The organism is Streptomyces sp. NPDC058001 (genome assembly GCF_042886315.1).
Lineage (GTDB): Bacteria > Actinomycetota > Actinomycetes > Streptomycetales > Streptomycetaceae > Streptomyces.
On sequence record NZ_JBHVQT010000001.1, the window covers coordinates 298,657 to 319,028 of the forward strand.

General features: G+C 70.9%; 18 protein-coding genes and 1 riboswitch. Of the genes, 7 read left to right on the forward strand and 11 right to left on the reverse strand.

From position 1 onward, the window contains the following. Positions 1–62: 62 nt before the first annotated feature. Both ACFVT5_RS01440 and ACFVT5_RS01445 read right to left on the reverse strand, forming a co-directional pair. Positions 63–1,061, reverse strand: coding sequence for an LAETG motif-containing sortase-dependent surface protein (locus tag ACFVT5_RS01440; RefSeq protein ID WP_389880203.1), 999 nt, complete (start codon positions 1,059–1,061; stop codon positions 63–65). A gap of 695 nt (positions 1,062–1,756) precedes the next feature. Next, complete coding sequence (locus ACFVT5_RS01445; RefSeq protein ID WP_389880964.1) at positions 1,757–2,056, reverse strand: chorismate mutase; 300 nt, start codon at positions 2,054–2,056, stop codon at positions 1,757–1,759. A gap of 375 nt (positions 2,057–2,431) precedes the next feature. Here ACFVT5_RS01445 and guaA point away from each other — a divergent pair, with 375 nt between their 5' ends. Further along, positions 2,432–4,015: a glutamine-hydrolyzing GMP synthase gene (gene guaA / locus ACFVT5_RS01450; RefSeq protein WP_389880205.1), complete on the forward strand. Its 1,584-nt coding sequence runs from the start codon at positions 2,432–2,434 to the stop codon at positions 4,013–4,015. Positions 4,016–4,062: 47 nt separating this feature from the next. Here guaA and ACFVT5_RS01455 read toward each other — a convergent pair whose 3' ends face one another. Together ACFVT5_RS01455 and ACFVT5_RS01460 are read right to left on the reverse strand one after the other, a co-directional pair. Next, positions 4,063–4,566, reverse strand: a complete 504-nt coding sequence (locus ACFVT5_RS01455; protein WP_389880207.1) for a pyridoxamine 5'-phosphate oxidase family protein — start codon at positions 4,564–4,566, stop codon at positions 4,063–4,065. 70 nt (positions 4,567–4,636) lie between these two features. Beyond that, the gene (locus ACFVT5_RS01460; RefSeq protein ID WP_389880208.1) at positions 4,637–6,010 is read right to left on the reverse strand and encodes an FG-GAP and VCBS repeat-containing protein; all 1,374 of its coding nucleotides are present in this window, start codon (positions 6,008–6,010) and stop codon (positions 4,637–4,639) included. Between the two features lie 194 nt (positions 6,011–6,204). On the opposite strand from ACFVT5_RS01460, the gene ACFVT5_RS01465 reads away from it, so the two are divergent. After that, complete coding sequence (locus ACFVT5_RS01465) at positions 6,205–6,990, forward strand: class II aldolase/adducin family protein (protein WP_389880210.1); 786 nt, start codon at positions 6,205–6,207, stop codon at positions 6,988–6,990. Between the two features lie 31 nt (positions 6,991–7,021). On the opposite strand, the gene ACFVT5_RS01470 is transcribed toward ACFVT5_RS01465, so the two are convergent. Next, entirely contained in the window at positions 7,022–7,933 is a 912-nt protein-coding gene (locus ACFVT5_RS01470; protein WP_389880211.1) for a DUF4429 domain-containing protein, read from the reverse strand. A 192-nt stretch (positions 7,934–8,125) separates the two neighbouring features. Between ACFVT5_RS01470 and ACFVT5_RS01475 the strand changes: the two genes are divergently transcribed. Next, positions 8,126–9,394 (forward strand): hypothetical protein, encoded by a 1,269-nt coding sequence (locus tag ACFVT5_RS01475; RefSeq protein WP_389880212.1) that lies wholly within the window; start codon positions 8,126–8,128, stop codon positions 9,392–9,394. Positions 9,395–9,415: 21 nt separating this feature from the next. On the opposite strand, the gene ACFVT5_RS01480 is transcribed toward ACFVT5_RS01475, so the two are convergent. From ACFVT5_RS01480 to ACFVT5_RS01490, 3 genes are all read right to left on the reverse strand, one after another. Beyond that, positions 9,416–9,952 carry a DoxX family protein gene (locus tag ACFVT5_RS01480; protein WP_389880214.1) on the reverse strand — a complete coding sequence of 179 codons (537 nt, stop codon included), beginning with the start codon at positions 9,950–9,952 and terminating at the stop codon, positions 9,416–9,418. Between the two features lie 117 nt (positions 9,953–10,069). Continuing rightward, positions 10,070–10,306: a hypothetical protein gene (locus tag ACFVT5_RS01485; protein WP_389880216.1), complete on the reverse strand. Its 237-nt coding sequence runs from the start codon at positions 10,304–10,306 to the stop codon at positions 10,070–10,072. Next, entirely contained in the window at positions 10,293–11,630 is a 1,338-nt protein-coding gene (locus ACFVT5_RS01490) for a PspC domain-containing protein (RefSeq protein ID WP_389880217.1), read from the reverse strand. The genes ACFVT5_RS01485 and ACFVT5_RS01490 overlap by 14 nt, the downstream gene beginning before the upstream one ends. Positions 11,631–11,800: 170 nt before the next feature. Between ACFVT5_RS01490 and ACFVT5_RS01495 the strand changes: the two genes are divergently transcribed. Together ACFVT5_RS01495 and ACFVT5_RS01500 are read left to right on the forward strand one after the other, a co-directional pair. After that, complete coding sequence (locus ACFVT5_RS01495) at positions 11,801–13,099, forward strand: PspC domain-containing protein (RefSeq protein WP_389880219.1); 1,299 nt, start codon at positions 11,801–11,803, stop codon at positions 13,097–13,099. Further along, positions 13,096–13,809, forward strand: coding sequence for a LuxR C-terminal-related transcriptional regulator (locus ACFVT5_RS01500; protein ID WP_389880221.1), 714 nt, complete (start codon positions 13,096–13,098; stop codon positions 13,807–13,809). Before ACFVT5_RS01495 ends, ACFVT5_RS01500 begins: the two co-directional genes overlap by 4 nt. A gap of 17 nt (positions 13,810–13,826) precedes the next feature. Here ACFVT5_RS01500 and ACFVT5_RS01505 read toward each other — a convergent pair whose 3' ends face one another. Beyond that, positions 13,827–14,864 (reverse strand): NlpC/P60 family protein, encoded by a 1,038-nt coding sequence (locus ACFVT5_RS01505; protein WP_389880223.1) that lies wholly within the window; start codon positions 14,862–14,864, stop codon positions 13,827–13,829. A gap of 345 nt (positions 14,865–15,209) precedes the next feature. On the opposite strand from ACFVT5_RS01505, the gene ACFVT5_RS01510 reads away from it, so the two are divergent. After that, complete coding sequence (locus ACFVT5_RS01510) at positions 15,210–15,563, forward strand: hypothetical protein (RefSeq protein ID WP_389880225.1); 354 nt, start codon at positions 15,210–15,212, stop codon at positions 15,561–15,563. Between the two features lie 30 nt (positions 15,564–15,593). Here ACFVT5_RS01510 and ACFVT5_RS01515 read toward each other — a convergent pair whose 3' ends face one another. Together ACFVT5_RS01515 and ACFVT5_RS01520 are read right to left on the reverse strand one after the other, a co-directional pair. Continuing rightward, on the reverse strand, positions 15,594–16,205 hold the full coding sequence (locus ACFVT5_RS01515) for a hypothetical protein (protein WP_389880227.1): 612 nt from the start codon (positions 16,203–16,205) through the stop codon (positions 15,594–15,596). Between the two features lie 11 nt (positions 16,206–16,216). After that, entirely contained in the window at positions 16,217–17,425 is a 1,209-nt protein-coding gene (locus tag ACFVT5_RS01520) for an NlpC/P60 family protein (protein WP_389880229.1), read from the reverse strand. 6 nt (positions 17,426–17,431) lie between these two features. Next, a riboswitch (cyclic di-AMP (ydaO/yuaA leader) is annotated at positions 17,432–17,606 on the reverse strand. A gap of 214 nt (positions 17,607–17,820) precedes the next feature. On the opposite strand from ACFVT5_RS01520, the gene pcrA reads away from it, so the two are divergent. Beyond that, positions 17,821–20,367 carry a DNA helicase PcrA gene (pcrA, locus tag ACFVT5_RS01525; RefSeq protein ID WP_389880230.1) on the forward strand — a complete coding sequence of 849 codons (2,547 nt, stop codon included), beginning with the start codon at positions 17,821–17,823 and terminating at the stop codon, positions 20,365–20,367. The last annotated feature ends 5 nt before the right edge of the window (positions 20,368–20,372 follow it).

Here is a 20,372-nt window from a genome sequence, read left to right on the forward strand (position 1 = left end):
ACCCGCACCCCCCTCCGAGTGCGGGTCCTTCCCGACGCCGGCCGGCCGTGACGCGTGAAGCGTTACGCCGGGACGCCCGCGTCCGACTTGCGGCGCCGGACGACGAACACCGCACCGGCACCGGCGACGACGGCGATGCCGCCGACGAGCCCGATGACCGGGAGGGCCGAGGAGGAACCGGTCTCGGCGAGGTTGCCGGTCACCTTCTGGGTGTTGCCGGAGTTCGGCTTCTCCGTCGGGATCGGCGCCTTGCCGCCTTCCTGCGGCTTCGTGCCGTCGGTGCCCGTGCCGGGCTTGACGATCTCGATGACGTAACCGACCTGCTCGGAGCCGACGCACTGCGCGGCCTCGTCCAGGTAGAAGCCGCCGCCGATGGTCAGCGCGGAGCCGATCGGGGCGTTCGACCTGACGTCCAGACGGAGCTGGTAGTTGAGCGTCTTGCCGGCGGGGATGGTCGACAGATCGAGGAAGTTCATGGAGTAGCCCTCCTCGTCCACGACGTCCTCCCAGACGCCGCCGACCTTCGCCTGGAGGCGCACCTGGCTGGCGCGGAAGGCGTTCTCGGCCTCTTCGTCGTTCGGGCCGACGCCCGCGTAGAAGATGACGTCCTCGAAGGTGACGTCCGAGGAGTTCTTGACCGACAGCGTGAAGGGGTGCCAGCCGCTGCCCGCGACGATCTTGCCGGGCAGACCGGACAGGCCGACCTTCAGGGGGTGCTTGTAGTTCTCGTCGTCCTCGCACCAGCCGGACGGCTCGGTCGGCTTGCCCGTCGGCTCCGGCGACGTGGTCGCGGTGCTGGACGGGTCGCCCGACGGCGAGGTCGACACGGGCGGCGTGGTGCTGGGCGGGGTGGTGCCGGGGGTCGTCTCCGGCTGCGACGTGCCCGGGGACGACTCCGGCGGTGAGGACGGCGGAGTCGACTCGGGGGTGGATTCGGGCGCCGAAGTGCTGGGCGTCTCGCTCGGTGCGTCGGTCGCGAACGCGGCCGGTGCCGACAGGAGCGCCAGCGGACCGATGACAGCCGTCGCTGCCGCTGCGACCATGGCGCGGCGAAGCTTCATAGAAGACCTCGAAGAGTCCGTCGTACCGCGATCAGACGGTACGAGATGCGGAAGCCTCCGCGTGTGGGGGCGCGGTTGTGGCGGTTGATTCAGCAGGTGTGACACACCGAGCCCGCAAATGGTTGTCCAAAAACTCACAGAATTCTTATGTGGCCTGTGTCACTTGTCATGTCCCGCCAGAAACCGTGTGCCCTCCGCGAGGGCGCGGCGCGGATGTGCGTTGACGTTCGCCCGCCGGAGAGTCCTGCTCAACCAAGGGATGCCACCGTGACGAAGGGCCCCGCGGGACGGAGCCGCGGGGCCCTTCGTTGTCGGCACCGACGTCAGGGCGGCGTCGGGGCCTCGGGGGCGGTGGCGCCGGGGGGTTGCGCCGCCGATGAGGTCATGGAGTTGTGTACTGCCGGTTGCGGAGCGGGACTTGGGCCTTTCCTCCGCGGATACGGTCGGCCCCGGGCGTCCCCGGAGCCGACCGTTCACTTGGGTGACCGGGCTGCTGTCCCCTGCCGTCCGGTCACAGATACTGGAGCGAGGTCCCACGACACACGGCACGATCCGTACGTCTCATCGCTCCAGTGAAGCCACGCGTGGTTGTTTCGGCCGCCCCTGGCTGACACGGACACCGGGACCAACGAAGCCCGCGGTGCCCCGGTCACGCGCCGTACGGGTGAGAGCGGGCCCGAACTCAGATACGACCCTCAGATACGGCCCCGGCACAGTTCCAGCAGCGTCATCGCGAGCGTGGTGCCCGGCTTGCCGAGCGCGTCCCGGTAGTGACCGAGCACCTCCATCTCGCGGGAGAGGTTCACCCGGCGCCCGCCGGAGGAGATCCGGGCCTCCTGGATCACCGCCGAGATCGCCATCCGCTCCTGGACGAGACCGATGATCCGGTCGTCCAGCGCGTCGATACGGTCCCGGGCACCGGCGATCACACCGGCCGCCTCCTCCGTACGGGCGCCGGTCTTCTCGGTACCGGACTGTTCCGTGCCGGTCGTCATGGTCATCGCGGGGCTCCTCTGGTTCGGTCGGTGCCCCGGAGCGGCAAGGCCCGGAATGCCAGAACGCCCCGGGCCTTGTCGGCCCGGGGCGCCTGGGAAGTCGCTTGTCAGATGATCAAGCAGCACAACCATGGCAGCCGGCGGGCCGGGTGCCATAGGTAAAGACGAAGGTCATGTGCTGGGTCACGGGCCCAGTATGGCCACAGCCGCGCCGCCGGGGTCAATCCGGGGTCCGGGACGGTTCGGATGGTGAGACGGAAACTCTCCGACGGGCCCCCGTTAGAATCGAGGCAAAGCCCCCCTGCGCCCCGCAGACCCTCGTTCCCTCCCGTTGGACCCTCGTTCCCTCCCGTTCCATGCCGGAAGGCCGCCGCCGTGCCCTCAGCGTCCCCCGCCACCACCCCCGACACCGTCCTGGTCGTCGACTTCGGTGCGCAGTACGCCCAGCTCATCGCCCGTCGCGTCCGTGAGGCCCGGGTCTACAGCGAGATCGTGCCGAGCACCATGCCGGTCGCCGAGATCCTCGCCAAGAACCCGGCGGCGATCATCCTGTCCGGCGGCCCCTCGTCGGTGTACGCGGACGGCGCCCCGAGCGTCGACCGCGCCCTGTTCGAGGCGGGCGTCCCGGTGTTCGGGATGTGCTACGGCTTCCAGTTGATGGCGACCACCCTCGGCGGCACCGTCGACAACACCGGCGCCCGTGAGTACGGCCGTACGCCGCTGCACGTCAGCAGGTCCGCGTCGACCCTCTTCGAGGGCACCCCCGCCGAGCAGCCCGTGTGGATGTCCCACGGCGACGCCTGCTCCGCCGCCCCCGAGGGCTTCACCGTCACCGCGTCCACGGACGTCGTCCCGGTCGCCGCCTTCGAGAACGACGAGAAGAGGCTGTACGGAGTCCAGTACCACCCGGAGGTCATGCACTCCACGCACGGCCAGCAGGTCCTGGAGCACTTCCTGTACCGGGGCGCGGGCCTGACGCCGTCCTGGACCACCGGCAATGTCATCGAGGAGCAGGTCACCGCGATCCGCGAGCGCGTCGGCACCCGGCGGGCCATCTGCGGACTCTCCGGAGGCGTGGACTCCGCCGTCGCGGCTGCCCTCGTACAGAAGGCCATCGGCGCCCAGCTCACCTGCGTCTACGTCGACCACGGACTGATGCGCAAGGGTGAGACCGAGCAGGTCGAGAAGGACTTCGTCGCCGCGACAGGCGTCCAGCTCAAGGTGGTCGACGCGCAGGAGCGGTTCCTCACCGCCCTGGAGGGGATCTCGGACCCCGAGGAGAAGCGGAAGGTCATCGGCCGCGAGTTCATCCGGGTCTTCGAGCAGGCGCAGGCCGAGATCGTCGCCGAGGCGCCGAACGACCAGCCCGTCGAGTTCCTGGTCCAGGGCACCCTCTACCCGGACGTCGTGGAGTCCGGCGGCGGCACCGGCACCGCCAACATCAAGTCCCACCACAATGTCGGCGGCCTCCCCGACGACCTCGAATTCCAGCTGATCGAACCGCTGCGGATGCTGTTCAAGGACGAGGTCCGGATGGTCGGCTCCGAGCTGGGCCTGCCCGACGAGATCGTCCAGCGCCAGCCCTTCCCCGGCCCGGGACTCGGTATCCGCATCGTCGGCGAGGTCACCCGCGACCGGCTCGACCTGCTGCGCGAGGCCGACGCCATCGCCCGCGAGGAACTGACCGCCGCCGGGCTCGACCGGGACATCTGGCAGTGCCCGGTGGTGCTGCTCGCCGATGTCCGCAGCGTCGGCGTCCAGGGCGACGGCCGCACCTACGGCCACCCGATCGTGCTGCGCCCGGTCTCGTCCGAGGACGCGATGACCGCCGACTGGACGCGGATGCCGTACGACGTGCTCGCGAAGATCTCCACCCGGATCACCAACGAGGTCGCCGACGTCAACCGGGTCGTCCTCGACGTGACGAGCAAGCCGCCGGGCACCATCGAGTGGGAGTAGTCCCCGTCACCGAGTAGTCCCCGCCACCGCACAGGCCCGGCGCGCGGTCATGTCCGCTTGATCGTGCGCAGCTCCCTGCCCGGCTGCCAGATGTCCACGACGAGATACCGGTCGTCCTCGACATGCGTACGGACGACCTCCGTCAGCTCGGTGCGGAAGAGGTGGAACGGCTCCGGCGGTTTCACCTTCCGCACATACCTGGCGACCGTCTCCGGGTCCGTGACCTCGACCGCGCGGCCCGCGATCCGTACGTCCCCGCCCGCCACCCGCGTACCGGCGCCCGGGTTGGCCTGAAGCGCGAAGCGCGGATCGCGGCGCAGATCGAGCGCCTTGACCGAGTCCGGCATCATGCCGAGCCACAACTCGCCGTCGAGAAACCGCACTTCGAGCCCTGACGTACGCGGCGACCCGTCCTTGCGGAGGGTCGCCAGGACGTGGTGCGTGAAGGCGGCGAACCGGTCCTCGACGATCGTGGCGAGGAGCGGCTGCGCGGCGGCGAGAGCGGACCAGTTCGAGGCGGACCCGTTCGAAGCCGTCCAGTTCGATGTCATACGGCGAGTCTGCCGGGGATACCCGTCACCTTCTGTCAGGTATCCCCGGGACCCGCCGGACCCCGTGGGCTCAGCGCGCGAACGCCGCGCCCAGTCGGGCACCCTTGGCCGGTGCGCCCAGGTCACCGGGGTTGAACGCGAATCCGCCGGTCGCCGTGAGGCCGCCCTTCACGCCCCGCAGCAGCCAGACGGCGCCCGAGTCGACGGCCGCCGCACCGTTCTCCGTGGTGTCCTCGCCGGGCGCGCCGACCGCCAGGTCCGCGCGGCCGTCGCCGTTGGTGTCGGCCAGGGACACCGCCGAACCGAACGCGTCGCCCGCCTCGGCGACACCGGGAACGCCCGCCGTGTTCTGGTGGAACGCCTGCGCTCCGGTGCCGGACAGACCGCCCGCGCCGCCCTTCAGCAGCACGACCGAGCCCGCGTCCTTGACGTTCTTGCCGTTCACCGTCAGGTCCTCGCCCGGCACTCCGGCGACGATGTCCGCGTACCCGTCGCCGTTGACATCGCCCGCCGCGAGCCGGTACCCGAACTGGTCGCCCTTCTCGCTGACGCCCGGCACCCCGGCCGAGTTCTGCGTGAGCGTCTTGGTGCGGGTGGTCGACGGGCCCGACGCGGTGCCGTAGAGGACCTGGATGGTGCCCGGGTCGTACGGCAGTTCCTCCGCGATACCGCCCGGCACGGTACGGATCACGAGGTCCTGGTGGCCGTCCTTGTCGACGTCGCCGATCGCGGCGGACGCGGCGGCCGGAAGCCGGGTGGACGTCGTGGAGAGACCGCTCGCGGTGCCCTTCCACAGCTGCGAGGTCTCGGACATCTCCTCGAACGCGTGCAGCGTGACCAGGTCGTCCTTGCCGTCGCCCGTGAGGTCGCCCACCACCGTGTCGACCGGGTCGAAGGTGCGTCCCGTCGACATCGTGGACGCGGAGGCCGGGGTGCCGGAGCGCTGGAACGGCCCGTACAGGATGGTCAGTTCGTCCCACTCGCCGTCCGTCTTGCCGCCGATCAGGTCCGGGTGTCCGTCGCCGTTGAAGTCACCGGCCGTGAGGTCGAGACCGTTGAACGCCACGGACGCGGGGATGGCGGTGGGCGTGGCGGTCAGGCCCGTCTTGGAGCCCCAGCGGATCGTGGTCCCGGCCACCAGGTCGGTGTAGCCGTCGCCGTCCAGGTCGCGGGCGACCGTACGGGGCTGGTCGGGAGCGGCCGGCGTCTGCTGGCGGACCCCGGGGCCGCCGTACCGGAGGGCCGCGTAGCCCTTGCCGGGGGCCGTCGTGGCGATGTCCGCGTACCCGTCGCCGTCGAAGTCGGCCACGGGCGCGCCGCCCGCCGCGCGCGGTGCGGCCGGGGCGGCGGCGGACGCCGGGGCGGCGAGCGCCACGACGGGAGCGGTCAGGAGTGCGGCTATCGCGGCGCAGCGCGCGGCGAGCGTGAGGGGAAGATGACGCACAGGGGCTCCTGTCGGTGAACGAGAGGCGAACCGGAAGGCGAACCAACCATCCAGACTCCCGTCCCGGCAGCACGGTTGCATTCGCCGGGGCTTTCTCTGGTGGCCTGGACCCGGCAGAGGTACCTTCCGGTCCGATGCCAGGGATGAGCAGGCCATCGGAGAACGACCCAGGGATGTCAGGGATGGAGACGCGTATGCACGGGCCCGCGCCGGTACCGACCGATCAGCTCCAGTTCGCCTATCCGCCCACGCACACCACCGTCGAGGACGAGCGCCGCCACCGGCGTGAACGGCTCGCGGGCGCGCTGCGGATCTTCGGGCGGCTCGGCTTCGAGGACGGCGTATCGGGCCATGTCACCGCGCGGGACCCGGAGTTCACGGACTGCGCCTGGGTCAACCCGTTCGGCATGCCCTTCGCGCATGTGACGGTCGGCGACCTCATCCTCGTCAACAGTGAGGGGCAGGTCGTCGAGGGCCGCCACCATGTCAACCAGGCCGCGTTCACCGTGCACGCCGAGGTGCACCGGGCCCGGCCCGACGTCGTCGCGGTCGCCCACTGCCACACCCCGCACGGCGGCGCCCTGTCCGCCCTCGGGGAACTCCTCGAACCCATCACCCAGGAGGCGTGCGCCTTCTACGAGGACCATGCCCTCTACGACGCGTACACCGGGGTCTCCGTGGACGCCGACGAGGGCCGCAGGATCGCGGACGCGCTCGGCGCGCAGAAAGCGGTGATCCTGCGCAACCACGGCCTGTTGACCGTCGGGGCCTCGGTCGACGCGGCGGCCTGGTGGTTCCTGTCGATGGAACGGTGCAGCCGCGTCCAGCTCGCCGCACGGGCCGCCGGACGCCCGGTAATCATCGGCCACCGGCAGGCGGTCGCGACCCGCGATCAGCTCGGCAGCGATCTGGTGGCGTGGATCAACTACCAGGCGCAGTGGCAGATGATCAGCCGTGCCGAGCCCGACCTGCTCTCCTGAGCCGGCACCTCGTGAGTCAGAACCTGGTGAGTCAGAACCCGCGCAGGACGGCCCGCTTGGTCTCCGTGAACTCCTCGTCCGTGAGGACCCCTTCGCGGTGCAGTTCCCCCAACTCCCGCAGCCGGCGCAGCAGCACGTCGTGATTCTCGGCCACCGGCTCCGGTGCCGGCACCGGAACGCGGTCGGCCGGTTCGGGCCCGGTGCGCATCCCGTTGGCCGTCAACTCGCCGACCCGGGTGGACGGATGCGGCAGCCGGGCCATGACGGCGGTCGCGACCAGCGCCGTCAGCAGATCGCGGCGCGCGCTGCCCCACAGATCCAGGGTGTACGGGTCCTTCTCGGGCGGCAGCTTCGACAGCGCGGTCTCCCGGGTGAGGAACCGCAGGAAACCGTTCTCGTAACCGGAGTTGGGCAGCCACTCGACGCCGACGAGATCGCCCAGCTCGATGATGCGGGGCCCGGTCGCGCGTTTCACCCGGTCCGATGTCTCGCTCCAGTCGATGCGGGCCCGGGTCCCGTCGAAGGAGACCGTGCCGTCGCTGGAGCGCACCGACACCGGCACCTGCGGTCCCGTGAGGAGATACCCCGTGGTCGGCGCCGACGGGACCTCCTCCAGGAGCAGCGCCTGCCGGATCTCGTCGGCGAGGTAGTCGGCGACGCCCGCGCGGTCCCCGTCGACCAGGAGCCGGTACGGATCGGCGTTGTCCGGCAGCCGTCCGCCGGTCGCGTGCAGGAGGGGATCGGCGCCCTCCCGCAGCCGCAACCGGAGCCGCCCGCGCTTGCGTTCGGGTTCGAGAGCGATGCCCGCGATCGCCCGCAACGGAACGGCCACCTCGCCGTACGTCTGCCGGAACAGCGGTACGGAGCGGTGCAGCCCCGGCGTGATCCGGACCGTGGTGCCGTCGAAGGCCCAGGTCCCGTCGCGCTGGATGATCTCGGCCATAAGGGAATTCTCGCAGGCCGGTCAACTCGGGGTCGGCCCCTTCACGGTTACCGAACAGAGCCGTCCGGTCAGTATTTGTCAGGAGACCATGTCCGTACGGCACAATGCGCTCTCACGGCGGGGAGTTCGGCCCCGGCCCGGCACGGGCGGGACCGGCGGCGGGTACAGCGGGACCTATCGGGAGTGGGCGCGGTGGCGGTGCAGGTGGAGGGGCGGGACACGCACGAGGGCGGGTGCACGTGCGGGGACTGTCCGTACGGCGCGCGCGAGGGGCACCGGCGCGCGGTCGCCGCGTTCCTCGCCCGGCGTGACGAACTGGCCGCGGGCGAAGGGCTGCCCGCCGCCGTCGCGTACTCGGCGGGCGCGACCCGGCAGTGGGTCTCCGACGAACTCACCCAGTCCGCGGGCCTGGTCGCCGCGCGCGGCCGGGCCGAGGGCGAGGCATGGCGCACCGCGCTGTGGCCCCGCACGATGTACACGGTGTGGGCCGCCACCGGAGTGCTCCTCGTCGTACAGGCGCTCACCGCGCTCGGCGCAGGCTGGACGACCGCCCGTACGGCGGGACTTGTCGCCGCGGTCGTCTCGGCCGGGCTGCTGACGGCCGCCGCGTGGCTGCACCGCGCCCGGGGCGGTGTCCTCGCGCCGCTGATCGGCGAGGACAACCGCCTGTCGACCTCGCGCGGCGTCGCCATCGCCTGGGTGCTGTTCACCGTGTTCACGGTCCTGGTCCTCGCGGGTGAACTCGCCGGGGCCTCCGGGCACGCCCGGCGGGACGAGCTGATCGCCGGGCTGGACCTCGCGCGCGGCGCGGGCGCCGTGACCGTGCTCGCGGTGGTGTGCGCGGTCGCCGTCCTGGTCCGCCGGGTCGTCGCCGTACGGGTCCTTGGGCAGCGGCTCCAGAAGGTCCCCGCGGACCGGCCGCGCGCCGCCGACCTGCTCACCGACGACGCGGGACGCGCCACCTTCACGGATGTGCAGTACGTCCTCGTCTGCGCGGTGACCCTCGTCTTCGCGGCGGTACGGCTGGCGCGGCGGCCCGAGCAGGTGCCCGATCTGCCGTGGACCCTGGCGCTGCTCGTCGTCGTGTCGGCGCTCACCTATCTCGCGGGCAAGTACGCGGAGGGCGGCCGGCCGGTGATCCTCTCCGTCGTCCGGGCGCGTGAGGCGGGGGACCTGGACGCGCCGATCCGCACCGGCGACGACATCGAGATCCGGGGCGCCGGTTTCGTCCCGCCGGGCGCGGGAAGCGCCGATCTGCTGGCACGGCTCGTGGTACGGATCGGTCCGGTCCATGTCCATGTGCCGCTGGTACCGGTGCCGGGCGGCTTCACCAACCCGTCCGACACCGTACTGACCGTGCCCGTACCGGTCGATGTGGAGCCGGGCCGGGTGGAGGTACAGGTGGTCACGGCAGCGGGCCTGGAGACCAACAGCCGGGCGATCGATGTGGTGACGGACTGACCGTCTGACCGTCGTGGCCTGTTACGCGTATTGGTCGCGGTTCCTGTGCCGGCGCCCCTTGATCCGGGCGTCGACCGACAGGACCGACGCGCCCGCGAGGACCAGCGGGGTCCATGCGATGAGGTACGCGAGGTCGTTGCCGTAGTAGTACGGCGACGTCGTCCAGCTCACCGTCAGCCACAGGCTGAGCGAGATCAGGGCCCCGCCGAACGCGGCGAGCCGGGTGAACAGTCCGAGCAACGCGCCGATGCCGACGGCGAGTTCACCGAACGCGATGGCGTACCCGAAGCCGACCGGGCTCTTCTGGGCGAGGTCGATCATGGCGGGTATCGCCGCGCTGTCGTGCACCGCCCGCAGCAGATCGCCGATCGAACCGGCACCGGACGCGGAGAGAAACGCGCTGTCGGTGAGCTTGTCGATGCCCGCGTAGATGAACGTCGCGCCGAGGAAGAGCCTCAGCGGCACCAGCGCGTACCGGGTGGCGGTGTCCCGCCAGTCACCTCTTCTGCCCTCGTCGACATAGCCGGTGTGCAGGTCCGTTCGCATGCCGTGAGCCATCGCTCCGCCGCCTCTCGCGCGCCTGGTCGGGGGACCCTTCACGAGACCATACGTACGCGAAGGTGTCCCGGCTCACCAGGGGCGCGGCGGATTCCGTAGCGAGAGGCGGCGGTCGGCTCAGTCGTCCTTCCCCGTCACTCCCGCCGCTGTGGCCCGTTTGGGTCGGCGGTGCCGGACCGCGGCGACCGTGCCCGAGGCCACCGCGGCCAGGCACAGCCCGCCGCCGACCACGGGCCCGACCACGAACCACGGGACGCTCCAGCCGAGGGCGCCGTCCAGCGCGTACAGCACTCCGGCGGCGAGCAGGGCGACGCCCGCGACCAGCCGTCCCGGCTGGACCTCATGACGCAGCACGGGTCACCACCGCCTGTCCGAGACCGACCTGGACCCGGAGGTCGAGGGTGCCCGGGTTCTTCGAGCCGTCCGTGGGGGGCAGGGTCACCGTCTTCTCCTTGGCCGGCGCGATGTCCACGTCGCCGCTGCGGTCGCCCGGCAGCCGGATGTCGCCGATGCCGATCTCGATACGGAGCTTCACCGTGGTGTTGTTCGGTACGACCATCTTGAGCTGCCCCGCGCCGACCTCGATCCGGCTGGTGACCGTGGTGCCCTTCGCGGGTTTCACCTTGCTCAGGTCGAGGGTGCCGATGCCGGAGCCCAGTTGGTAGCGGTCCTGGACGGCCGCCGCTGTCGGCGGGGTCCAGTCGGTGCGCATCCAGTGGGTGCTGATGTTCTCCGGCAGCGCGGTCGCGCCCGCCAGCAGGCCCGCCGTGATCACCGCGAGGACGATCGAGCCCGCGCCCGTACGCCCCAGGAACGCGCTGACCGCGATGCCCAGGCCGAGGACGCCCAGCGCGCACGCCAGGCCCGTCTGGAGGCTCTGCCCCAGGGCCAGGTGGTCCCAGGTGAGTCCGGTGCCTACGGCGCCCGCCGCCAGCGCGAGCAGGAACACCCAGCCGCCGATCCAGCGGGGGCCGCGCGGCCGGGGCTCGGGGGTCCACGGCACCCGGGCCTGCTGCCACGCCGTGCGGTGCGGCACCCGCGCCGCGCTGCTGCCCGTCATGCCCTCGGGCCCCCAGAGATAGCCGGTGTCACCGTCGTGTGTGCCGTCCTTGACGATGGGCTCCCGCCACCAGGACGGGTACGCGTGCGGGGCGGGCGGTGCCTTGGCCTCCGGTGGCGCGTCGGCCGACGCCTGCGCCGTCAGGGGATCGGGATCGGCGGTGTCGCGCTGCCGCGACCAGTAGCCCGCGCCCGCCAGGAGCAGGGCGACGACCCAGCCGAAGGTGAGGACACCGCCGTTGCCGAGCATCGACAGGAACAGGCCGCAGCCGACCAGGGCGAACAGGACCGCCGTCAGCGCGGCGCCCGTCACCCGGCCGGTCAGCGCCTTGCGCGCCTCGTTCTCGTCCTCGCCGTCCAGCGGGACGAACAGCCAGACGAAGCCGTAGAAGAGCAGACCGATCCCGCCTGTGGCGGAGAGCACCACGAGCACGATCCGGAAGATCACCGGGTCCATGTCGCAGTGCCGGCCAAGCCCGGAGCAGACCCCGCCGAGGACCTTGTGGTGCCGGTCCCTGCGGGGCTTCTCCGGCGGGGATGCGCTCGGCTCCGGTGCCGGAGGGAGGCCACCGTCGGTCCGCTCGGCGGCCGGCGGCGGCTGCGGCTGCTGGTCTGTCATGGGTCCATGGTGACGGGGCGCGCGCGTCGGCGGGACCGGGGACGACCCTGGTCCGACCCTGAATTCGGGGCGAGGTGGCCCTTGGGGGTGCCTTGGGGGTGGTGCCGTCAGGGGTAGTTCCGGGTCCGACCCTGATGTGGGTACCGGGGTCGGCGTGTGACCATCGGGGCATGCCGGAAGCCTTCGCCGCACCTGTTGACCAGACCTGGGCTCCGCGCAAGCTCTACCGGAGCAGCGACGGTCGCTGGCTCGGCGGAGTGGCGCGCGGACTCGCCGGGCATCTCGGGCTGCCGGTGGTGTGGGTGCGGCTGGTGTTCGTCGGGCTCTTCATGGCGGACGGGCTCGGCGCCCTGCTCTACGCGGCGTTCTGGTTCTTCGTACCCCTCGGCGTCGGCGGTGTCGGCGGCGAGCGGCACTCCGTGCTCACCAGTGAGACCGCGCCCGACGGACGGCGCCGCCTGGTGGCCCGTAAACCGGACAAGGGACAGATCGTCGCGCTGCTCGCCATGGTCGTCGTCGCCATGGTGTTCGTCGGCAATGTGAACGTCGGCGGCGCGGCCCAGGCGTACCTCTGGCCGACGCTGCTGGTCGCCGCGGGTGTCGCCCTGGTGTGGCGGCAGGCGGACAACGCTCGGCGGGCCCGCTGGATGGAGGTCGGGCGGCGCCGCCGGACCCTGACGCTGCTGCGGTCCGCGGCCGGTGTCGTCCTGGTCGGCGCGGGCGTCACCGGCATCTTCGTACTCCAGGGTTCGGCCGCCCACCTCGGCTCGATCCTTCAGGCCGCGCTCGCCGTCATCGTCGGGATCGCGCTGCTCGCCGGCCCCTATCTCGTGCGGATGACGCAGGACCTGTCCGAGGAACGGCTGATGCGGATCCGCGCCCAGGAACGCGCCGAGGTCGCCGCCCACGTCCATGACTCCGTCCTGCACACCCTCACCCTGATCCAGCGCAACGCGGAGAACGCGGGCGAGGTGCGCAGGCTCGCCCGCGCCCAGGAGCGCGACCTGCGGGCCTGGCTGTACAAGCCGGACGGCACCGGCAAGTCCACCGAGGACGGCGACGAGGGCCCGGAAACGGTCGCCGAGGCGGTACGGCTGCACGCGGCCGAGGTCGAGGACAAGCACGGCGTCCCGATCGAGGTCGTCGTCGTCGGCGACTGCCCGCTCGACGACCGCCTGGGCGCACAGATGCAGGCCGCGAGGGAAGCGATGGTGAACGCCGCCAAGTACGGTGGCGAGGGCGGCGCCGTACAGGTCTTCGCCGAGGTCGAGTCGGACACCGTCTTCGTGTCGGTACGCGACCGAGGCCCCGGCTTCGATCTGGACGCGGTACCCGCCGACCGCATGGGCGTACGAGAATCGATCATCGGCCGTATGCAGCGCAACGGCGGCACGGCCCGGCTGCGCGCGGTGCCCGACGGCGGTACGGAGGTCGAGCTGACCATGGAGAGGGCGGAGACAACGTCATGAGCGACGCGACCGGCGTGACCGACACGACAGGCGCGAGCGAGCCGGTGGGGCGGCGGGCGCGGGTCGTCCTGGTGGACGACCACCGCATGTTCCGTACCGGGGTCCAGGCCGAGATCGGACAGACCGACCGTACCGGTGTGGAGGTGGTCGGCGAGGCCGCCGACGTCGACCAGGCCGTCACCGTCATCACCGCCACCCGGCCCGAGGTCGTCCTCCTCGACGTACACCTGCCCGGTGGCGGTGGCGTCGAGGTGCTGCGCCGGTGCGCGCCGCTGATGGCGGACCCCGAGCAGCCCGTACGGTTCCTCGCGCTGTCCGTGTCGGACGCCGCCGAGGATGTCATCGGGGTGATCCGGGGCGGGGCCCGGGGCTATGTCACCAAGACGATCACCGGTACGGATCTCGTCGACTCGATCTTCCGGGTGCAGGACGGCGACGCGGTGTTCTCGCCCCGCCTCGCCGGATTCGTGCTCGACGCCTTCGCCTCGACGGACGCGCCGCCGGTGGACGAGGACCTGGACCGGCTCACCCAGCGGGAGCGGGAGGTACTGCGGCTCATCGCGCGCGGGTACGCGTACAAGGAGATCGCCAAGCAGCTCTTCATCTCCGTCAAGACGGTCGAGTCCCATGTCTCGGCGGTCCTGCGCAAACTCCAGCTCTCGAACCGCCATGAACTGACCCGGTGGGCGACGGCACGGCGACTGGTCTGAGGGCGCCTTTGCTTGGCCTAGGCGACGCGGGCCGCTCCGGCGAAGGGCATCTGGTCGACCGGCGCGAGGCGCACGGGCGCGCTCGGGTTGGGGGCGTGGATCATCTGCCCGTTGCCGACGTAGATGCCGACGTGGCTGATGCCGGAGTAGAAGAACACCAGGTCGCCGGGCTGGAGTTGGGCGCGTGAGACCCGTGGTCCTGCGTTGATCTGGGCGTACGTGGTGCGCGGCAGCGCGACGCCCGCCGCGCGGTACGCGGCCTGGGTGAGGCCGGAACAGTCGAAGGCGTTCGGCCCGGCGGCGCCCCAGACGTAGGGGCTGCCGAGGGCGGCGTAGGCGTAGGAGACGGCTGCGGCGGCACGGGAGTTGGGGGCGGAGGCGCCGCGCTCGCTGGACCGGGAGGCGCGGGGAGTGCTGTCCGCTGTGTCGATGACACGGGTGCGCTGGTCGGCGGTGAGTTGATCGAGGAGCCGCTTGGCGTCGGCGAGCTTGCCGGTGACGGTCTTCTTGTGGGCCCGGAGTTGGGCCTGACGTTCGGCGAGGTGGGTGCGTTCGTCGGCGGCCCTGGCGCGTAGCCGTTCGATCTCGGCGAGGTCCTGGCGGACACCGGTGACGGCGTGCGCCTGGCGGTCGCCGATGCGTTCGGCGAGTGCCGCGCCCTCCAGGTACTGGTCCGGGTCGGCGGAGAGCGCGAGTTGCACGGAGGGGTCGAGGCCGCCGGTGCGGTACTGGTCCTTGGCGACCGAACCCAGCGCGTCGCGTGCCGTGTTGAGCTTCTCCGTCCTGCGGGCGGCCTCGTCCTGCAACGCGGCGTACGCCTTTCCGGCCGCGTCCGCCCTCTCCTTGGCGCCGTTGTACTTCTCGGTGGCGACCTCGGCCTCGTGGTACAGCTTGTCGACCTTGGCCTTCACCTGGGCCGGGGTGAGTCCGGGTTCGGCGTGGCCGGTGCCGTCGAAGGCGGTTGCCGTGGCGGCGCCGGCGAGGGCGAGCGTCGCGGCGCCGCGGACGGTGCGCCCACCGAGGGAACGCTGCCGGGGTCTCCGATGCGCGGCCACGGAGTCACGTCCTTTCCTGATCCGGTACCGGCGGGTGCCGGTCACCTGACGCAGGACGCTATGCGGCAAGGCGACGGGTTGGTGCCCCCATGCAAGAAACTGCCCGCCCACTCACCCCAGGGCGATCACATGGGACCACCCGTAACCCACGGGGGCCCTCTTCGCTCCCCACTCCGACCGATCCCCACGTTCCCCGCACGCACAGCGGGTCTCTTTGCTACCCCTTCGTTCGTCGGGTCTTGGAGTTCCTGGAGGACCGTGACTGCGACGGCTCCCCTGAAGAGGTGTGCTCCGACGGGACCCCGGGCGCCGGCACGGGGAAGGGGCCGGGCTAAGGTCCGGGGTATGGACGTAGTCATCCATCTCTTCGTCGGTCTTCACATCATCGGCATAGCCTCCCTTCTGGGTGGATTTCTCACCCAGATGAAGGCCATGGGCTCCGGCACCGCCCGGTTCAGCCCCGCGATGCTGCACGGCGCCCTGACCATGCTGGTCACCGGCGTCGCCCTGGTCGGTCTCAACCAGGCCGACGACAACACCGTCAACAACATCAAGATCGGCGTGAAGCTCGCCCTGCTGATCGTGATCCTGGGCCTCGTCTACGTGAAGCGTGACGAAGAGACCGTCGACAAGGGCCTGTTCGCCACCGTGGGCGGCCTGACGACGGCGAACATCTTCATCGCGGTCCTCTGGACCTGAGTCCCGAGGGCCTCAGCCGAACCGGGCGCGTCAGCCGAACCAGGCCACCAGCCGTACCCGTTCGTCCCCGTGCCCGGCGGCAAGCCCCCGCATCGCCGTCCACACCGGCCCCCAGCGGCCCCCGTCCGGTGGCGCGAGCATCCGTGCCGTGAGGACCACCGGCCGGTACACCGCGCCGTCCCGCCGTACCTCGCCACCCGCGGGCCACTCCGGCGGCGCCGGAAGCACCGACCCGCCGAAGATGTCCGCCGCCGCCTCGGACAGCTCGGGCGTCACCGCCACGACCTCGTCCAGGACCAACGTCCCGTCCCGCCCGGGTCGCCAGGCGCCCACCCAGGACCAGGCGGGCGCGTCGGCGAGCGGCGCGTCCCAGTCGACGGCGGCGACCTCGGCCCAGGTGGCGTAGGTATGGCTGTGCGTCCAGTCGCCGGTACCGGTCTCCCGTACCGGGGCCGAGACGTCGTCGGGTAGACCCCGGTAGGGGAAGAGCGGCCGGTCCACGCCCCACGCCCCGCTGACCCCGAAGAGGCAGTCCCACGCGTCGTGGTCCCGGCCGAGACCGAAGTCGGCCAGGTCGTTCGCGACCTCCCACCGCCCGCGCGCCGTACGGATCTCGATCGCGCCGTCGATATCGGTGCCCATGAGAGGGGCCGTTACGCCGGGCGCACCACGCTGTGGATGGGCATGTAGTAGATCGACTCGACGCGTACGTTCGCACCCGGCTTCGGGGCGTGGATCATCTTGCCGTCGCCCGTGTAGATGCCGACATGGCTGATGTCGTCGTAGAAGAAGACCAGGTCACCGGGGCGGGCGTCGGCCGTCGACACCGTCGTACCCACCTTCACCTGGTCCCAGGTGGTCCGCGGCAGTGTCACACCGGCCGCCTTCCACGCGGCCTGCGTGAGACCCGAGCAGTCGTACGAACCGGGCCCCGTGGCCCCCCACACATACGGCTTGCCCAACTGGGCCTCGGCGAAGGCGATCACCTTGGCGGTCTGCGTGGACGCACCCGCCGATGTGCCGGAGCCAGAGCCAGAGCCAGTGCCAGAGCCAGAGCCAGTGCCAGAACCGGAGCCGGAGCCGGTGCCCGTGCCGGACCCCGTACCCGACGAAGAGTCCTGCGCCGCCGCCTCCTGCCGCTTCTTCTCCTCCGCCGCCTGCTTCCGCGCCAGTTCCTCCGCCTTGCGGCGCGCCTCCTCCTGCTTCTTCTTCTCGATCGCCGCCAGCCGCGCCTTCTCCTCGGCGGTCAGCTTCGACAGCAGATCACGCGCCTCGCCCAGCTTCGTCTGCACATCCTGCTTGCTGCTGCGCAGCGCCGTCTGCGAGGTCGTCAGCTTCGTCAGGCTCTTCGCCGCCTGCTCCCGCTTCTTGGCCGTCGCGACCTGCTGCGTCTGGTACTCGTCGACGACCTCCTTCTGCCGCTCGGTGAGCCGTGACGACAGTTGGCGCTGGTCGAAGTAGTCCTGCGGATTGTCCGCGAGCAGCAGGGTCGCCGTGTCCGAGACCGCGCCGGTGCGGTACTGCGCGGCGGCGAAGGACCCCATGGCCCGCCGTGCCTCGTTCAGTTTCTCGGTGCCGCGCGCCACCTGGTCGAGCAGGCCGTCGACCTTCCTCTTCTGCTGGGTGGTGCGCTCCTTGGCCCCGTTGTACTTCTCGGTGGCCACGCCGGCCTCGTGGTAGAGGTCGTCCACCTTGCGCTGGACCTCTTCGAGGCTCGGCTTGTCGTTCACGGGCGCGGCCTGCGCGCTCTGCGACAGGAGGGCGACGGAGGTCAGGGCCGCCGTCGTGATCCCGAGGGCGGGGGATGTACGGAGCCCGGCGACACGTGTGCCCGGCTGCCGTTCTCTGCGGTGCGACGCCAACGGACGCGCTCCTTCCGTGGACCGCCTACCGGGTTAGCTGTCGGGTTCGGGCGGGTGGTTCGGAAGGCTGCCCTACGGCTCCGTACGCCTGTCACGGGTACGGGACCGATTCACCCCAGGTACTGAGTGGGTCCCCGGCTCCGGCTGCCTCGCGGCGCACCGGATTGAGCGGAGGCCACCCGTCCCGGCGTCGTTCGCCGGCGGGGGTCGGGTCGCCTGCCCGGCACGCTAGCCAACTCCTGTGAAGCCTGTGAAGGTTGATGTGCGATATGCCCGATACATTTTCGTGACTTTCTCACTGGGTGAGCGGACGGATTCGCTCCGTTTATGGTTCGGGGCCCAAGGAGGGGGAACCGGGACCGGTTGTCGGTGGGGCGGCCTAGACTCGGGAGGCGATGAGCAGCCTCTTTGACGACAGCTTCCTGGCGAACCTCAAGGCGCCCCGCGCCGCCCATGAGGACCACCCGCCCCGCTCCGACGACCTGGCGCCCCATGAGGACCCGGGGGCCCATGAGGACCCCGAGCACCAGGCCCCGGAGGAGATTCCGGACGATCTGTTCGGCGGGAAGTTCGACACACCGCCGCCCCGGGACGCGTACTACCGGGACGGCGCCCCGCGCCCCGTCCTGGACCCGGCGGCGCTGCTCGACGGGCTGAACGAACAGCAGAGGGCCGCCGTAACCCACGCCGGTTCACCGCTGCTCATCGTGGCCGGCGCCGGCTCCGGCAAGACCCGGGTCCTCACGCACCGCATCGCGCATCTGCTCGCCGAGCGCGGGGTCCACCCGGGCCAGATCCTCGCGATCACCTTCACGAACAAGGCCGCCGGCGAGATGAAGGAGCGCGTCGAGCACCTGGTGGGACCGCGCGCCAACGCGATGTGGGTGATGACCTTCCACAGCGCGTGTGTACGGATACTGCGCCGCGAATCCAAGAAGCTCGGGTTCACCTCGTCGTTCTCGATCTATGACGCGGCGGACTCCAAGCGCCTGATGGCCCTGGTCTGCCGCGATCTCGACCTGGACCCCAAGCGCTATCCGCCGAAGTCGTTCAGCGCGAAGATCTCCAACCTGAAGAACGAGCTGATCGACGAAGAGGACTTCGCCGGTCAGGCCAGCGACGGCTTCGAGAAGACCGTCGCGCAGGCGTACGCGATGTACCAGTCCCGGCTCCGCGAGGCCAACGCCCTCGACTTCGACGACCTGATCATGACGACGGTCAATCTGCTGCGCGCCTTCCCGGACGTCGCCGAGCACTACCGCCGCCGCTTCCGGCACGTCCTGGTCGATGAGTACCAGGACACGAACCACGCCCAGTACTCGCTCGTACGCGAACTGGTCGGCACCGCCGCGCACCCGGTGGATGTACCGCCGGGCCCGGACGACCTGCCGCCCGCCGAGCTGTGCGTCGTCGGTGACGCGGACCAGTCCATCTATGCGTTCCGTGGCGCCACCATCCGCAACATCCTCCAGTTCGAGGAGGACTACCCGGACGCGACCACGATCCTCCTGGAGCAGAACTACCGCTCCACGCAGACGATCCTCAGCGCGGCCAACGCCGTCATCGAGCGCAATGAGGGCCGTCGCCCCAAGAACCTCTGGACCAACGCCGGCGCGGGCGCCCAGATCACCGGCTATGTCGCCGACACCGAGCACGACGAGGCACAGTTCGTCGCCGACGAGATCGACCGGCTCACGGACGCGAGCGAGGCGAAGGCGGGCGACGTCGCCGTCTTCTACCGCACCAACGCCCAGTCCCGTGTCTTCGAGGAGATCTTCATCCGGGTCGGCCTTCCGTACAAGGTCGTCGGCGGCGTCCGGTTCTACGAGCGCAAGGAGGTCCGGGACGTCCTCGCGTATCTGCGTGTCCTGGCCAACCCGGAGGACTCCGTTCCGCTGCGCCGTATCCTCAACGTGCCCAAGCGGGGCATCGGCGAGCGCGCCGAGGCGATGATCGACGCCCTCGCGCAGCGCGAGAAGATCAGCTTCCCGCAGGCACTGCGCCGCGTGGACGAGGCGTACGGCATGGCGGCCCGCTCCACCAACGCCGTGCAGCGGTTCAACACCCTCATGGAGGACCTGCGCACCATCGTGGAGTCCGGCGCCGGTCCTGCGACGGTCCTGGAGGCCGTACTCGAACGCACCGGGTATCTGGCCGAGTTGCAGTCCTCGACCGACCCGCAGGACGAGACCCGCATCGAAAACCTTCAGGAACTCGCCGCCGTGGCACTGGAGTTCGAGCAGGAGCGCGGGGAGGCCGAGGGAGCGGCAGCCGCCGGTATCGCGGGCACGCTCTCCGACTTCCTCGAACGGGTCGCGCTTGTAGCGGACTCGGACCAGATCCCCGACGAGGACGACGGCTCCGGGGTCATCACCCTGATGACCCTGCACACCGCCAAGGGCCTCGAATTCCCGGTGGTCTTCCTCACCGGCATGGAGGACGGCGTCTTCCCGCACATGCGTGCCCTCGGCCAGACCAAGGAACTGGAAGAGGAACGCCGCCTCGCGTACGTCGGCATCACCCGCGCCCGTGAACGGCTCTACCTCACCCGTTCCGCGCTGCGCAGCGCCTGGGGCCAGCCCTCGTACAACCCGCCGTCACGGTTCCTCGAAGAGATCCCGGACACCCATCTGCGATGGAAGCGGAAGGGTGGCTCGGCCCCGATGTCCGCGTCGGGTCCGGCCGCCGGTATCGCGGGCTCGCTCTCCTCGACCCGGTCGCGCACGGCCGCTTCGGGTTCCTCGGGCTTCGCCACGCGCCGAGCGATGGAGAAGCCGGTCGTCGCCCTCGCGGTGGGTGACCGCGTGACACATGACCAGTTCGGCCTGGGCACGGTGGTCGGAGTCAAGGGCACGGGGGCGAACGCCGAGGCGACGGTCGACTTCGGCGAACCGAAGCCGAAGCGGTTGCTGCTGCGGTATGCGCCGGTGGAGAAGTTGTAAGGGAA